Origin of the sequence: Pseudoalteromonas sp. MMG012, assembly GCF_018100875.1 — a bacterium.
Lineage (GTDB): Bacteria > Pseudomonadota > Gammaproteobacteria > Enterobacterales > Alteromonadaceae > Pseudoalteromonas > Pseudoalteromonas aurantia.
The window spans coordinates 1-14643 of sequence record NZ_JAGJEF010000047.1 but is presented as its reverse complement, the minus strand read 5'-3'; the positions used below and the strand labels follow the sequence as shown (position 1 = coordinate 14643).

The window sequence follows — 14643 nt, the reverse complement described above, 5'->3', positions numbered from 1 at the left end:
CGCCATAAAGTTTCTATAAAGGGCATTACAACAACCCGCAAATATACGAGCAGGCTATATTACGCCTAAACTCCCTCCCTAATTTTAGGAAAGCACACGTGCAAACTGATCCACTTACAGACAACAGCAAAAAATCAAGCAATAAAAAGCTCTCTATTTTGCTAGAATTAAAACGTTTTGTTCGCCCTTATTTCGCGCGCGTAGCCTTGGCAGCAGCGGCACTCATTCTCACTGCTGGGTTGACCCTATCAATTGGCCAAGGCGTGAGAATGTTAATCGATCAAGGTTTTGCGGAACAATCTCTAGCACAGCTAGAGCATGCCGTACAATTTATCTTAGTCATCACCGTATTAATTTCAGCAGGCACCTATCTACGCTTTTATTTGGTTTCTTGGATCGGTGAGAGAGTCAGTGCTGACATTCGCTTGGCGGTGTTTAATCATGTTATTTCGTTACATCCCAGCTATTTTGAAACCACCAAAAGCGGCGACATCATGTCTCGTTTAACCACAGATACAACTCTACTACAAAGTATTATTGGCTCGTCGTTATCAATGGCTATTCGCAGTGCTTTAATGCTGATTGGTGCGTTATTTATGCTATTCGCCACAAATATTAAATTAACCTTTGTGGTATTGTGCGCAGTCCCTTTCATTCTCATACCTATTTTGTTTTATGGGAGAAAAGTACGAACGCTATCTAGGCAAAGTCAAGACTCAATGTCTGATGTTGGCAGCTATGCAGGTGAAGCTATTGAGCATATCAAGACAGTGCAAAGCTATACTCAAGAACCTCAAGAAAAGCAATCATTTAAAGATGAAGTTGAACAAGCTTTTACCATTGGTCGCCGTCGTATTCAGCAGCGAGCCACGCTCATTGCTGGCGTCATTGTTATCGTCTTTGGTGCGATCACCTGTATGCTGTGGGTCGGCGGCAGTGATGTGATTGCAGGTCATATGAGTGGTGGCGATCTCGGTGCTTTTGTTTTCTATGCCATTTTAGTTGCATCGTCTTTAGCCACCATTTCTGAAGTGATTGGTGAATTACAGCGCGCCGCAGGCGCGACCGAGCGTTTGATTGAGATCTTACAAGCAAAAAGCCTAATTCGGGCACCAACAAATCACCATGTTATTGCAGCCTCTTTACCTGCGCAACTCATCCTAAAAGAGGTCAGCTTCAATTACCCATCTCGTCCCAATCAGGCCGCTGCCGATAAATTGAATTTAATCATTGAACAAGGCAAGGTATTAGCACTCGTAGGGCCCTCTGGAGCTGGTAAAAGTACATTATTTGAACTCATTCAGCGCTTCTATGACCCACAATCTGGGGAAATCTTGCTAGGAGGTGTCGATATTCGAAGCATTACACCACAAGACTTACGACAGCAAATGGCCATAGTGCCACAACAACCCGCACTCTTTAGCAGCGATGTTATGCATAATATTCGCTATGGCAACCCTCTCGCCACTGATGAGCAAGTAATCGAAGCAGCAAAAAAAGCCCACGCACATGATTTTATTATGGAATTACCTGATGGATATCGTAGCTTTTTAGGCGAACGTGGCGTGCGATTATCGGGCGGTCAAAAACAACGCATTGCGATTGCCAGAGCAATTCTAAAAGACCCACACATCCTACTGCTTGATGAAGCAACCAGTGCTCTCGACAGTGAAAGTGAATATCATGTACAGCAAGCGTTAGATACGCTAATGCATAATCGCACAACGGTTATCATCGCCCATCGCCTTTCAACTATCCAGCATGCCGATAAAATAGCCGTATTAGAGGCCGGAAAGCTTGTAGAGATAGGCAGTCATCATGAGTTAATGCAAAACTGTGAACTTTATCAGCGACTAGTTCAATTGCAATTCAAATCTGTTTAAACTTTTAGCCCTCGGAGAATGACTGGATCTTCATTCATTCTCCGTTTTGAACACAATAAAGTGTTTGCCTGTCAATTTAGTTTAAAAAAACCAAAAATAACAAAATTGCAACATTGAGTATTTATTCTAAACTTTATTTCCCAGTAAAATAAAGGAAGAATAATGAAAAGAATATGCCTTCTAAGTACATTGATCCTTAGCTCAATGCCAGCACATGCGCTCCCTAAATGCCCACAGCCTGAGATCATGGAGCACATTATTGCCCCGCCAAGCTTTGACCGTGCCCCTTATCAAAACACATTAAATCGTTTTATAACCTGGCTACCAAACTATCATATGATCCATGATGAAATTGCTGCATATGGCCAACCTATTACGGTGACTGCTAAGTTCGATTACGGCAGCATAGCCCATAAAGACTTAGAGTTTGAAACCGTTAACTTTTATTTGCGAGGTGAGCATGATTCAGCGTGGCAATTTATAACTCAAGCAACAACAAACCGAGATGGAAAAGCCAGTATCACTATACCACCCCTTACTGCCGGTCAGTATCGCATATATGCTGCTGTTCCCGCCGATGGCACTGGCACACAAGGTTTTATTACCGTTGTAGAACCAAATACCCCTGCGGTATTATTTGACATAGATGGGACATTAACGGAGTCTGACGCAGAACAAATCGGCGACTATACAGGCATTAAGTACGCAGACCCAAAAGAAGCAGCCTATGCCCTAGTCCGTCGATACATAGACCTTGGCTATCAACCTGTTTATTTAACTGCACGCGTATATTGGTATGCCAAAGGCACACGCAGTTGGCTATCTTGGATGAATTTGCCCCAAGGGTATCTACGTACCTCGTTAACCAATGAAACCAGCCTGTTTCGTACCGCTGAATATAAAACACAACAAATCAATCAGCTAAAGGCTAAAGGACTCAACATTGTTAGGGCCTATGGCAATGCTAAAACGGATGCACAAGCCTTTATAAACGCGGGATTAAATCCGTTGCAAAGCTTCACTATCGGCGAAGATGCAGGTCATTATGGTACCACTGCAATTAACGGCAACAGTTATCAAATTCATATCAATGAACAAGTAGATAACTTCCCTGCTGCACAATGTGAATAATTACGCCCAAGTCTAACCGGCACGTTAGACTTTTTATTCCAAAAGTAAGACTTACAAATAATTAACATTTATATCAATCATAAGTTTGCCGAATAGTGTATTTTCCCTGATTTGGATTACGTTTATAGGCAGTTAAAGCTACGTGTATAAAAAATGACATCCTTTTGTTACTTGAGCGTCATACTCAAGGTGAACAATGGCGGTATCACTTTAAACCTTTCTGATTTTGCTTAATGCGGATTAGAAAACGTAGTGAAGGTTTGCAGTTAATTTGCTACAACAGATACGGAGTATCACTATGGAAAACCAACAAACAGCCATCGTCACAGGCGCATTTGGCGGCATTGGAACCGCCATTGCTAAACAGCTCGCTAACGCCAATTATTTTGTCATCGCAGTCGCAAGTGAACGTCGCTCGCAGGCTGACTATGATGCTTGGTTAAATCAAACTCAGATCAACCCAAATCAGGTCAAAGCACTTTTTTTAGATGTGACCAATGTACAAGCATGTGAAACACAACTTACAGAAGTCATTGTTGAACGTGGCCGTATTGATGTATTGGTTAACAACGCAGGGATCACCCGCGACACCTCATTTAAAAAAATGTCACATACGCAATGGAGTGAAGTAATTAACACGAACCTCAATGCGCTCTTTAATATGACGCACCCATTGTTTGCACACATGTGTGCCAACAAATATGGCCGAATAGTCAATATCTCCAGTGTTAATGGGCAAAAAGGCCAATTTGGCCAAGCAAACTACGCCGCGGCAAAAGCCGGTATGATCGGGTTTACCAAATCATTAGCCTATGAAGGCGCCAGAGCTGGCGTGACCGTAAACGTGGTCGCACCGGGTTATACCGAAACGCCCATGGTTGCCGCAATGCGCCAAGACGTATTAGATAACATTAAAGCACAAGTGCCAATGCAGCGTCTGGCTTCTCCAGATGAAGTCGCTCATGCTGTTGTATATTTAGCATCAGAAAAAGCGGCTTATATTACCGGTGAAACGCTTGCGCTTAACGGTGGTTTATACATGAACTAAATCTCGGTGAAGCCAAAAATAGCCTCACGCAGATAACACATGCAGTATCAATTAATGAACGTTAAAAGGACCAGCAATCATGTACACAGATCTACTTAAAACATTTTCAGAGCAAAACGAAAAGTTCCTTTCACCTGTACTTAAGTTCAACCAACTGGTTGCACAGAACATCGAACAGCTTGCAAATATTCAAGTTAATGCAGTACAAAACTTTTCGAATACGTCAGTGGCACAAGTTAAAGCAGCGGCTGATGTAAAAGATGCAAAATCTTTGGTTGATTTTAATGCAAGCCAAGTTACCGTATTGAATAACATCAGTCAGCAAATGATTGAAGATGGCCAAAAATTATCGCAACTAGGTCAAGAGTTCAAAGATAATCTAGAAACGTTGACTAAAGAAAACCTTCAAGCGGCTCAAACGCCAGCTTAAGCATTCATCGAGTAATTACACAACACAGTGATACCGTGGAATTATTCGACAACTTGAGGTGCGTATAACACTGTTGTTGAGTTATAATATCTAACTCAAAAGCGCACCTACTCCTTGTTGTTATTGATATTAACCAATGCCATTAGGATGACCGTAATGGATACCCAAGATAAAGATCTAAACCAAACCCTGAATGCGTGGTGGCAATACAATCAAGACATGTATACTGCATTCAATAATTCATTGTTTAATGATAATCCTGTGCAAAAAGCACTCTCAGAACAAAGTAACCGTGATTTCAGCGCATGGTTAGACGCCATAATAAAAAAACCTGAAACCATGCAACAAAACCAGCTAGATTGGTGGCAAAACCAGCTACAGATCATTCAGCAAACGTTCGCACCTACAGAAATGGTTGACACCAAAGACCCCGTTACCGAAGAGCGTGGAGATAGACGCTTTAAAGCCGATGAATGGCAAGAAAACCCTTGGTTTAATTATATTAAACAAAGCTATTTACTATTCGGACAATCGCTACTGAGCTCTATCCGCGAAACCCCTGGACTTGACGATAAATTAAAAGAGCGGTTAGAGTTTTTTGCGCGTCAAACAGTCAACTCATTGTCGCCTTCCAACTTCATTTCGACGAATCCCGAGCTACTAAAACTCACCCTTGATTCTAACGGTCAAAACCTCATTGATGGCTTCGAGTTATTCAAAAAAGATTTAGAAAAAGGTGGGGACATGCTGCGGATCAGCATGACGGATGAAAGCGCTTTTGAGCTGGGTACAGACTTGGCGACAACGCCTGGGCGTGTTGTTTTCCAAAATCATTTATTTGAACTCATTCAATACAACGCCAGCAGCGACGACGTATACCAAGCCCCACTCTTGTTCGTACCGCCCTTTGTTAACAAATACTATATTCTCGACCTACAAAGTAATAACTCAATGGTCAAATGGGCCGTTGATCAAGGTCACACCGCCTTCATGATGTCGTGGAAAAATCCAGATGTTAGTATGAAAGATATTGGCTTCGAAGATTATGTCGTAGATGGGGTCATCGCTGCGGTCGATGCGGTTGAAAAACACACTGGCGAAAGTGATATAAATGCTATTGGCTATTGCATTGGCGGTACTTTGTTAGCCACAGCCATGGCCTACTTCGTATCAAAACGCATGAAGCAAAGAATAAAAAGTGCCACCTTACTGACCACGTTATTAGACTTTTCTCAACCAGGTGAACTCGGGGTTTTTGTCAACGAACCGACCGTTGCAGCATTAGAAGCATACAACATACAAAATGGTATTATGCACGGACACATGCTGGGTACTTCCTTCAGTATGCTCAGAGAAAATAGTTTGTATTGGAATTATTACGTTAATAATTACCTCAAGGGCAAAGCTCCCATGAGTATGGACTTACTGTATTGGAATAGCGATAGCACCAATCTCACCGCCAAAAGCCACAACTTTATGCTCCGAGAGTTATATTTAGAAAATAAGCTTATTGGTGAAAAGCAAGTCAGTATTCGTGGTACTAAAATCGACTTAAGCAAAATTAAACAACCACTTTATGTGCTATCAACCAGAGACGACCATATTGCACTGTGGCAAGGTACCTTTAAAGGCGCACAACAAACCAGCAAAAATATCACCTTTGTTCTGGGTGAATCCGGTCATATTGCTGGGGTAATTAACCCACCACAAGCAAATAAGTATGGTTATTGGTTTGGTCCTGACGTATCGGGCGAGCCTCAACAGTGGTTTGACAAAGCAAAGCACAACAAAGGCTCTTGGTGGACTCATTGGCAAAAATGGGTAACCAGCCACAACAGTGAGAAAGTCCCCGCAAGAATAACACATACCCAAGATACCCCAGGAATTTATGATGCCCCAGGTGAATATGTAAAAGTAAAATTGTAACGAGTCAATGAGCTGCTACACAGTATTGTAGCAGCTCATTGCTATGCTACTTTTTCATCTTTGTCGTGATGGTTACAAAGCAAAGAAAAACAACCCCATACTAACAAGCACGGTTAATAAAGTATTACGCGTCACCACTATCAATAAGCAAGCAATTATCGCCCCAACAAAATAACGATTTTGCAAACCAATATGTAATTGTTCACCCTCAATAAAAATTAACGGTGCAACAATCGCACTTAATACCGCAGGTGCTGAATATGTGAGTAACCTTTGTAAATGAGGGCCAAGTACCATAGGTAATTTGGGCTCCAAAAAAACATAGCGGCTCATAAAAATAATCACAGCCATACCCAACAATACAAACCAACTCATAATGCCTCCTTGGTATCACCACCGTATAAACATTCCGTCATATATCCAGCAAGCATGCCTAATACGGCTGATAATAATAAACCGACTTGCCATTGCCAAAGCGCAAAAAGCATTGCGGTATACGTTGCCACAGACACACATACCAACACGGCTGGCGTTTTAATACTGGGCACTATTAACGCAATAAAAGTAGCAACAATTGCAAAGTCTAAGCCTAAAGTATGCAGCTGTGGCATTGACGAGCCAAGTACAATACCGAGCGCCGTTGCGAGATTCCATGACAGGTAAAAAAATCCTCCAGCCCCTAAAGCAAACCAAGGTTCCGTTTTTAACGCTTTAAACTTATCTGACATAACAATGGCAAACAATTCATCGGTCAATAAAAAACCAAGTGTAATACGCCAGCGCATCGGCAACCCTTGCCATGTCGGGCGTAATGACAAGCTATATAATACATGTCGAGAGGTGATCAAAGTCGTCGTAAGTAAAACCCCAAGAGCACCAATGCCTGATGCTATTAAGCCTAATGCCGCAAGTTGTGCTGCTCCGGCAAAAACAAAGGCCGACATAGCCTGCGCGGTATACCAAGTTAAACCCACTTCAATGGCGTATGAGCCTGCGAGTATACCCCAAGGCACCACCGCAAGTGCCAACGGGAAAACAGCCAATGCGCCACGAAAAAGGGCATTATAATGGCCTGTGCTTGATGATATTCGAATTGTAGACCCTACTCTATGCATCATTATTTACCTGAAAAAAATCATGTAAATATCCTAAAACAATTGCTAACAAATAACTTGTACGTTATTGCTCGCAACCGCCTTGGCATAATGGCCTGGTGTCACGCCCATCATCCGCTTAAAATGCCGATGAAAATGACTTTGATCATGAAAACCACATGTTAGTGCAACATCCAGTTGATTGCGGCCCTGCCGTAAGAGTCTTTTTGCCATTCTAAGCCGCGCTTGAATTTGATACTTGTGTGGCGGCAAACCAAACTGTTTTTGAAACGCTCTTAACAAATGGCACGCACTCACTCCTGCTAACCCCGACAGTTCTCGTAAAGATACATCTGAGTCAGGATGCTCATCTAAGAACTGCTTTACCAGTCCCAATGACACATTTGCACGGCTCAGCGGTAACCCCTTATCGATTGATTTACTGTGCCTAACTACCAACTTAATGAGTGACGAATAAATCAAAGACTCTCTCACCAAACGATTATCCGACTCACCTAGCGTGGTAAACATGGCTCTCAATAAATTTGCTAAGTAAGGGTCATAAACGACCGCATCTGGAAAGTAAGGTGCGCCACGGGCAGTACCTAACTCTTCACTGATGGCTTCAAAAACGTGCGGTGTTGGATACATTGCTTGATATGCCCAACCAGACTCAGTGGCGGAGCAACCATTGTGCACTTCATCAGCATTCACTAAAATAATACTGTGTTGAGGTGCAATATGATTGCCGCCCGTGCGATAAAACTGTTGCGCTCCTGATTCAATCACCCCAATTGTATACCCTTCATGGCTGTGACGAGAAAAGTTCTGTTTTTGGTATTGTGCATTAAGCAATTCGATACCACCTAATTCAGAAGCATATGCAAAATCAGCAATTTCAGTGCGCTTTTTCATTGTGATTTCTCATTATGATACCTAACCGCCCCATTGACGCGTTAAAATTTCGCCTCGATTAACATATGTGATCGACGAACCTATGGCACATATCACAGTGCCGTTATTAACTTTAACCTCAGCTCTGGATAAGCGAATTTGCCCAATAAAGCTATTTTACTCACTCTCGGCGTTGCTTTCATTTGCAATAGCCCGCTATTACTGCATAAAAGCGCCTTGATATTGAACAAAATATCATCATTGGATTGTACGTAAGTTTGTTTGCAAAACATTTTCTATTCCAAAACCCTTATCCAAACCTGAGGTTACTTTAGCGTAAATTAAGCACTCGGTTTTGTACAAAAACGGCATATTCCAGTAATTTAATATCGCATTAATGGCTTATATTACCTATTAATGCATGTAATGCGGCTTTATGCCCTTGATATGCACTTCGACCTAGTACCGTCAAAGATACCCAAGTCCGTTTATACCCGGTTTCAGCTCGTTGTTTAGAGATACGAATATAATCAGACTCCTCTAATACTTTCAGCTGTTTGGATAATACCGAATCACTGACCTCCAATTGTGCTTTTAATGGTTGAAACTCCATTTCATTTACATTGGCAAGTAATGCACAAATTTGTAAACGCTTCGGCGCGTGGATAACCGTGTCAAACTCAATCCGACTCATTGCAACCTCGTGTTACACTGACTTCATTTAATGGGTAACAATATTGAGCTACCGCCATTAACATCATATTTGTAACACTCCCCACATAAGCAGACCACATCACCCCTTCTAGAAAATAAACTCTAGAGAGTGTGATGATGACACCGAACGTCACCCCCAACCCAATAAAGTAAACGCCACCTAATGTAGACCTTGGTAACATTAATAATTTGATGCCTTTACGCTTCAAGTAATTTATGCCGAAATAACCCGCAGCCAGAAATACCGCAAAAAACATCATCGCCGCCAATGCCCATTCGTTGTCATGGGCCATATTGGCATAAGCAAATGTAAACAAACCATAACTTATCGAACATAGCAAAATAAGCCATATTGGAAATCGTACTAAGGTTTCTAAACGCTGCTCTGTTGCTTCAATTAAGGCCAATGCTTCTTTCGCTTTACTGACACCTGTATTTTCCAATTCCATTTTCATGCTCACTTTGGTTACTCAACTTTCTTTCCACACTGGAAACTAAATTAATCCTAGCATCTACTTTCCAATATGGAAAGCACCTTTGAACCCAGATAAATTAGTCAAACTTGCGTTGTTGATAACATTTATTTTCATAAAAAAGTAATAAATTTGTAAAATACAGATAAATAAATTAACTTATCGGCTGTTTTTATGTGACAACAATAAAAGTACTTACAGCGTCTGACGCTGAATATTTCAAAGGAATAGTATGAAAATCAAAAACCTCAGTGCATGTCTGATCTTGCTCACCACCACAACCGCAAGTGCATTTACGCAATTAGGTGGTGGCGGCATTATGCCAATGGGACACGAATGGTTAACCCGTACAGCTGCATTAGAAGTCTTAGATGCGGAACACATTATTGATGTAGACCCAAATGATCCTCGTCAACATTGGCAGCAAGGCCTCGCTAAAAATATAGATATCAGTAACGCGTTAGAAGAAATCAGCCGAATTCAAGCCTCTGCTAATCACAATACCAGTTACCAACCAAAATATGATGATGTTTACTCAGCAATAGTGGGCGAACGATGGGTCGATATTGCAGGCTTTAATGTCACCAACGCAAGTACCGATCCCACAGGCCCAAATTGTTTCAATGCTGTTTCACAAGAGCCGGCTGATTTACAACAAGACCATTTCATGCGTCGTTATGATGATATTGGTGGCCAAGGCGGGGTTAATGCCGCATACAGGGCACAAGCACGTTTTATCAATCATTTTGTTAATGCGGCGATGGCCAATGATAAGCGTATGAAAGTGTGGGATGGAGGCGGTACCTCAGCCAATACGGAAGTTGATCATAATTACTTTTTATTTGGTCGCGCAGTGCATTTATTTCAAGATTCATTTAGTCCGGAACATACCGTTCGTTTAGCGGATGATAATTACGAAAAAGTATGGCAAGTAAAAGCGTACTTGTGCTCACAAGGTGCTGAACAACATACCCATAATACTTCTGATGTTTTAAATTTCAGTAGCGGTGATGTTATTTGGAAAGAGCAAACGCTGGGGCAATCTGGCTGGGACACTTATAAAGCCAGTAACATGAAGCCCGTTGCTTTGGTTGCATTAGAAGCCAGTAAAGACTTATGGGCTGCGTTTATTCGAACGATGGCGGTCGACATGTCACAACGCGAAAGTCATGCAAAAATCGAAGCACAACAGTTAGTTAATAACTGGCTATCGTTTGATGAGCAAGCCATGTTGTCGTGGTATCAAAATCAACAACACCGAGACCATACCTATGTTTTAGCCCCCAATGATAGTGGTAAAGGCAAAACCCTCGCGGCATGCATGGCCGAACTCAATGTGGGAACTACTGACCAAAGTGCGCGAGTAGCACAGCTTGATGAAGAGCGTCGTCAGTGTTTATTTAATATTGAAGCGCAGCCAGGTTACAGTGATTTAAATGACCCTTATATGAGTATGCCGTATCACTGGCGCTGGAAATCGTTGACTTGGAAAACCCCGCCAAGCAACTGGCAGGCACCCAACATATCCGCTGATATAGGAAAAACCGTAACCATTCGTTCGGCCAGTGCGGGACGCGCAATGGCGAGTCAAAACTTAACCAATAATGCGCCCCTAACAGGTCACGCTACATCCGAGGTTACTTGGATAAAAGTCCCAGCAAACGACAGCGCTTATTACTTTCGAAGCCAACAAGCGCCTAGCTTATTTCTCAGTTATAGCAGCGCTTCTTCGGGGTATGCCAAGTTATGGGATTCACCAAATCAAGCAGCGTACGAGCTCATCTATCAAGGAGGGGTTTGGAACATCAAAAATACCTATTGGCAACAATATATTTGGTATAACTCAGATGAAAGTAGACCACAATTAACACGCACAGGTGCGCCACATAAAGCACATTCTAAATGGATAATTACTGAGCGTTAATACTTTGCTTGAGCGCTTTATTTTCCCGCCCTGCATTTAACATAGAATACTCCCAACCAGACCTAAAGGCTCATGACGAGCCTTTATTTCATGTTTACCGAACGTAAGGGATCATTAACTGTCCTTCACGGCCATTACCATATTCAATATCTATATAGTAGCTGTGCCTATTAGGCTTTTTATATTGTGGGTCTTGTGTATCGATGGCTAAAACCACACGATGTCCCGCTAGTACGTCATACGCAGTTGTCGCCATTTCAAATTCAAGTTTCGTCACCCCTCCAGCCGCTGTTTTTGGCAATGTGTACACACCATGGGTGATTAGCTTTGCAACGCCAAACACATTCATATCGTACAAATAGGCGACCACTTGCGCCTGAGTTGCATGTGGTTGCACATAGATGCTTAACGCTGGGTTCCCCCTGATCTTCATCGTTTTAGCTGCCTTTGGCGATTGATAGTAAATGCTGCGAATATCTGATGCAGCATAGATATTACTGTAAATTGGGACTTCTAATTGCTCCAATAGTTGCGAGAGCACAGGAATACTGGTGGTAAATAGCGTGCCCGCCCATGCATTTAAAGTATTATCCTTACTGTTTTCTGCACCATATGGCATAACCTCCAAGTCGCCATTATCAAACCAAGTTCTGGGATGTAAAAAATACTGCTGAGTCTCAATTTCTGAACTTGATAGAGAAGTAAATTGATCGGTATTATCGCTAAACTTCACTTTCATATTGATGGGTTTTTCACTGGGTAACTGACTTGGTAATTGCTTTAAATGTATATCAAACCAGTGATATACATTTTCCCACACTCGGTTTTCTCCTATACCCAGTAGGTCGGGTAAAATCTCCGCCGTACCATGCGTACCTGGCAGCAAGTCGATGTATTTCGGGGTGGTTAATTGCTCAAATAGGGTCATTAAACTATTTGGCTGAAATAAATTATCGCCATAGCTTTTCGCTAAGTATATGGCTGTGCCATTGGCGTTTAACTTATCAATATATTCAGAGGGCGAGCGCACTAATGCCCAATCAATGACCTCAGGTAAGGTACTTTCATCGTGAGACTTTATTGCCTCCCAGTAACGTGGCACATTGGCATCAAGATTGCCAGTTAACTGACCAGACAGGGTTAATATTTCTCCCCAAGCCAGCCTCGGTGACTGATTGCCATACAATGAATCAACCAGACTGCCCCAACTACTTAATGCAGCCACTGCTTTGACCCGACTGTCGTGCGCAGCACCGATTAAACTAATGCCTGAACCATACGAAATACCACCAGTGCCAATCGCATTTTCATCTACTGGGTAGTTATCAATGAGGAAATCAATTGCCCTGCTGTAATCTGCAATATCGTTGGGTCCTGCGGTATCCACCACGCCTTCAGAGCCACCAAAGCCTCGCGTTGCGTAGCTCAGTACAATATATCCACGTTCAGCCAAATAAGCGGCTTGCTTAATATATTGGTACTCATTGAGTGCCCAACTATTAATGAATATCACCGCAGGGGCTTTTTCAACTAACTGCGTTGGTACAAATATATTGGCTTTTAGATGTAAACCATCCTCCGTTATGATCTCAATCGAATCGTCAATTGTGAATCGCTCTGAGCGAGGCAGGAGTATCTCTTGTGGCTTACTTAACCAATCAAGTATAGGTAAGTGTGAAGCCGCAATGGCGTTGTTACACACCAATAATACGCTAAGCTGCGTAATCAATAATATCGTAAATATGTGAGTCGTTATTTTCATTATGTGTCCTTAACTGTTGTCAATAAATCATAACTAGTGCAAAAACACCACTAGTTACAATTAATTTACTTTAGTAGGGCATGCTGAAGTTGCAAACTTTCTGACAATCGTTGTACTTGTCACACTGCGCTCAAACATTCAATTCATTCAGCGTTTTTGCAAGCTATGCCACCAGCGGGTCTCTTGCGACTCACAACATCCCACGGTGGTCACCTCTCCCACAATCGGTGTATTTAGCACAACTGACTGTTTGTCCGCGGCACTCAGTGCTCGCTCTAATGGTTCATACCAAGCATGAAATGCCAAGTCGAAGGTGCTATTGTGAATAGGGATCATTACCTTTCCTTGCAAATCAATATGCGCTTGTACTGATTGTTCTGGGGTCATGTGTACGTCCGCCCAATCCTCATCATAAGTACCTGTTTCGAGTAAAGTGTAATCAAATGGACCATATTTATCACCGATGGTTTTAAACCCTGAAAAATACCCCGAGTCGCCGCTAAAATAGAGACTTTCATTATCCGTTTTTATAACCCACGACCCCCATAGCGTGGTGTTTGCATCACTCAGGCCGCGTCCTGAAAAATGCTGCGTTGGTGTAAATGCGACTAAAGTGTCTTTTATCTCTAGCTCTTGCCACCAATCAAACGCCACTATCTTCTGCTTATCAATTCCCCACGCAGCTAAGTCACCTTCGACTCCTAGCGGCACCAAAAACTGAGCGGTTTTATGTGCCAACGCGCGAACCGCCGCCTTATCTAAGTGATCATAATGATTATGCGAAATAATAACTTTATCTATATTTGGTAATGCGGCTATGGATATCGGCGTTGGTTGAAGGCGCTTTGGCCCCAAAAAACTAAAAGGTGACGCTCGCTCTGAAAATACCGGATCTAATAACCAGTATTCACCTTTCACCTTCAGTAAAATCGAAGAATGACCAAGTTTGATAATATGTACTTTATTATTACTGAGCGCTGCCAACGAGTCCGCTGTAATCGTTGCCATAGGGAGGCGACTTGTCGGTGCTGTATCGACTCTGTTTTCAGTGATGTAGCGTTTTACGATCCCGAGGGTTTTACTGATTGATTGTGGTGCAATAGTCACTAAGTTATTGAACTGTTTACCATCGTACTGAGCCGATTTGCGCTCTACCTCGACATTCGCGACCAAATTGCTATTCACACTATACCCTCCTATCACGGCACATATTATTATGCTCATTCCAATCCACAACATTCTCATATCACCACACCCAAAGTAAACTATACGGTGTAGTTTTTCACTAAAACAAATAAAAGTAAACTAATTAGTGCACTTTTTTAGTGGCTTGATAAAATATCTAACAATAGAGTTAAGGTAAG

The 14643-nt window shown here is 42.2% G+C and carries 13 protein-coding genes; 6 read left to right on the top strand and 7 right to left on the bottom strand.

Annotated features, from left to right (window positions below; all coding sequences use genetic code 11):
* The first annotated feature begins 98 nt into the window (after positions 1–98).
* The 5 genes from J8L97_RS15075 (at position 99) to phaC (ending at position 6418) form a co-directional block, all read left to right on the top strand.
* A complete protein-coding gene (locus J8L97_RS15075) occupies positions 99–1883 on the top strand; it encodes an ABC transporter transmembrane domain-containing protein (RefSeq protein ID WP_211050815.1) in 1785 nt (594 codons plus the stop codon).
* A 162-nt stretch (positions 1884–2045) separates the two neighbouring features.
* Positions 2046–3014, top strand: a complete 969-nt coding sequence (locus tag J8L97_RS15070) for a phosphatidylinositol transfer protein (protein ID WP_211050814.1) — start codon at positions 2046–2048, stop codon at positions 3012–3014.
* 298 nt (positions 3015–3312) lie between these two features.
* Positions 3313–4062 carry an acetoacetyl-CoA reductase gene (gene phbB / locus J8L97_RS15065; RefSeq protein WP_210996003.1) on the top strand — a complete coding sequence of 250 codons (750 nt, stop codon included), beginning with the start codon at positions 3313–3315 and terminating at the stop codon, positions 4060–4062.
* 79 nt (positions 4063–4141) lie between these two features.
* Positions 4142–4492 carry a phasin family protein gene (locus J8L97_RS15060; RefSeq protein ID WP_192506603.1) on the top strand — a complete coding sequence of 117 codons (351 nt, stop codon included), beginning with the start codon at positions 4142–4144 and terminating at the stop codon, positions 4490–4492.
* A gap of 156 nt (positions 4493–4648) precedes the next feature.
* On the top strand, positions 4649–6418 hold the full coding sequence (phaC, locus tag J8L97_RS15055; protein WP_211050813.1) for a class I poly(R)-hydroxyalkanoic acid synthase: 1770 nt from the start codon (positions 4649–4651) through the stop codon (positions 6416–6418).
* Between the two features lie 72 nt (positions 6419–6490).
* Here the strand turns inward: phaC and J8L97_RS15050 are convergent, their stop codons facing one another.
* The 5 genes from J8L97_RS15050 to J8L97_RS15030 all read right to left on the bottom strand — a co-directional run bounded on the left by J8L97_RS15050 (position 6491) and on the right by J8L97_RS15030 (position 9569).
* Positions 6491–6793: an AzlD domain-containing protein gene (locus tag J8L97_RS15050; RefSeq protein ID WP_210996001.1), complete on the bottom strand. Its 303-nt coding sequence runs from the start codon at positions 6791–6793 to the stop codon at positions 6491–6493.
* Complete coding sequence (locus J8L97_RS15045; protein ID WP_247688694.1) at positions 6790–7536, bottom strand: AzlC family ABC transporter permease; 747 nt, start codon at positions 7534–7536, stop codon at positions 6790–6792. Before J8L97_RS15045 ends, J8L97_RS15050 begins: the two co-directional genes overlap by 4 nt.
* A gap of 42 nt (positions 7537–7578) precedes the next feature.
* A complete protein-coding gene (locus J8L97_RS15040; RefSeq protein ID WP_211050812.1) occupies positions 7579–8427 on the bottom strand; it encodes an AraC family transcriptional regulator in 849 nt (282 codons plus the stop codon).
* A gap of 373 nt (positions 8428–8800) precedes the next feature.
* On the bottom strand, positions 8801–9100 hold the full coding sequence (locus J8L97_RS15035) for a transcriptional regulator (RefSeq protein ID WP_192506599.1): 300 nt from the start codon (positions 9098–9100) through the stop codon (positions 8801–8803).
* Positions 9087–9569 carry a hypothetical protein gene (locus tag J8L97_RS15030; RefSeq protein WP_211050811.1) on the bottom strand — a complete coding sequence of 161 codons (483 nt, stop codon included), beginning with the start codon at positions 9567–9569 and terminating at the stop codon, positions 9087–9089. Before J8L97_RS15030 ends, J8L97_RS15035 begins: the two co-directional genes overlap by 14 nt.
* A 256-nt stretch (positions 9570–9825) precedes the next feature.
* Here J8L97_RS15030 and J8L97_RS15025 point away from each other — a divergent pair, with 256 nt between their 5' ends.
* Positions 9826–11517 carry a hemolysin D gene (locus tag J8L97_RS15025; RefSeq protein ID WP_211050810.1) on the top strand — a complete coding sequence of 564 codons (1692 nt, stop codon included), beginning with the start codon at positions 9826–9828 and terminating at the stop codon, positions 11515–11517.
* A 94-nt stretch (positions 11518–11611) separates the two neighbouring features.
* Here the strand turns inward: J8L97_RS15025 and J8L97_RS15020 are convergent, their stop codons facing one another.
* Entirely contained in the window at positions 11612–13279 is a 1668-nt protein-coding gene (locus tag J8L97_RS15020) for an alpha/beta fold hydrolase (RefSeq protein WP_211050809.1), read from the bottom strand.
* A 147-nt stretch (positions 13280–13426) separates the two neighbouring features.
* On the bottom strand, positions 13427–14524 hold the full coding sequence (locus J8L97_RS15015) for an MBL fold metallo-hydrolase (RefSeq protein ID WP_211050808.1): 1098 nt from the start codon (positions 14522–14524) through the stop codon (positions 13427–13429).
* Positions 14525–14643: the final 119 nt, after the last annotated feature.

What these genes read in the sequence shown, in the direction of transcription:
- J8L97_RS15070 (WP_211050814.1), top strand. Translation starts at nt 2,046, where the DNA reads ATGAAAAGAATATGCCTTCTAAGTACATTGATCCTTAGCTCAATGCCA.
- phbB (WP_210996003.1), top strand. Translation starts at nt 3,313, where the DNA reads ATGGAAAACCAACAAACAGCCATCGTCACAGGCGCATTTGGCGGCATT.
- J8L97_RS15060 (WP_192506603.1), top strand. Translation starts at nt 4,142, where the DNA reads ATGTACACAGATCTACTTAAAACATTTTCAGAGCAAAACGAAAAGTTC.
- phaC (WP_211050813.1), top strand. Translation starts at nt 4,649, where the DNA reads ATGGATACCCAAGATAAAGATCTAAACCAAACCCTGAATGCGTGGTGG.
- J8L97_RS15050 (WP_210996001.1), bottom strand. Translation starts at nt 6,793, where the DNA reads ATGAGTTGGTTTGTATTGTTGGGTATGGCTGTGATTATTTTTATGAGC.
- J8L97_RS15045 (WP_247688694.1), bottom strand. Translation starts at nt 7,536, where the DNA reads ATGATGCATAGAGTAGGGTCTACAATTCGAATATCATCAAGCACAGGC.
- J8L97_RS15040 (WP_211050812.1), bottom strand. Translation starts at nt 8,427, where the DNA reads ATGAAAAAGCGCACTGAAATTGCTGATTTTGCATATGCTTCTGAATTA.
- J8L97_RS15035 (WP_192506599.1), bottom strand. Translation starts at nt 9,100, where the DNA reads ATGAGTCGGATTGAGTTTGACACGGTTATCCACGCGCCGAAGCGTTTA.
- J8L97_RS15030 (WP_211050811.1), bottom strand. Translation starts at nt 9,569, where the DNA reads ATGGAATTGGAAAATACAGGTGTCAGTAAAGCGAAAGAAGCATTGGCC.
- J8L97_RS15025 (WP_211050810.1), top strand. Translation starts at nt 9,826, where the DNA reads ATGAAAATCAAAAACCTCAGTGCATGTCTGATCTTGCTCACCACCACA.
- J8L97_RS15020 (WP_211050809.1), bottom strand. Translation starts at nt 13,279, where the DNA reads ATGAAAATAACGACTCACATATTTACGATATTATTGATTACGCAGCTT.
- J8L97_RS15015 (WP_211050808.1), bottom strand. Translation starts at nt 14,524, where the DNA reads ATGAGAATGTTGTGGATTGGAATGAGCATAATAATATGTGCCGTGATA.